At 71.0% G+C, this 514-nt stretch carries 1 protein-coding gene; it reads left to right on the top strand.

Annotation, left to right across the window (positions count from 1 at the left end; translation table 11 throughout):
- Positions 1-514, top strand: a 514-nt coding sequence (locus IE226_RS43865) for a beta-ketoacyl synthase N-terminal-like domain-containing protein (RefSeq protein WP_190087116.1), incomplete at both ends; no start/stop codon positions are given.

Genomic DNA, 514 nt, shown 5'->3' on the forward strand with positions numbered 1-514 from the left:
CTTCCTGGAGGGTGTCGCGGACTTCGACCCCGCCTTCTTCGGGATCTCCCCGCGCGAGGCGCTGGCGATGGACCCCCAGCAGCGGCTGCTCCTGGAAACCTCCTGGGAGGCCTTCGAACGCGCGGGCATCGACCCCAACTCGCTCCGTGGCGGCCGGTCCGGCGTCTTCGTGGGCACCAACGGCCAGGACTACGCGGCGCTCCTGATGGCCGCGCAGGAGGAGGTCGAGGGATACGCGGGCACCGGCGTCTCGGCGAGCGTGATCTCCGGTCGCCTGTCCTACACGTACGGCTTCGAAGGCCCCGCCGTGACAGTGGACACGGCGTGCTCGTCCTCGCTTGTGGCGCTGCACCTGGCAGCGAACGCGCTGCACCAGGGCGACTGCGAGCTGGCGCTGGTCGGTGGCGTGTCCGTGATGTCGACGCCGGGTGCGTTCATCGAGTTCAGTCGTCAGCGCGGCCTCGCGGCGGACGGCCGTGTCAAGGCGTTCGCCGAGTCCGCCGACGGCACCGGC

Source organism: Streptomyces longisporoflavus (assembly GCF_014649775.1).
Taxonomy (GTDB): domain Bacteria; phylum Actinomycetota; class Actinomycetes; order Streptomycetales; family Streptomycetaceae; genus Streptomyces; species Streptomyces longisporoflavus.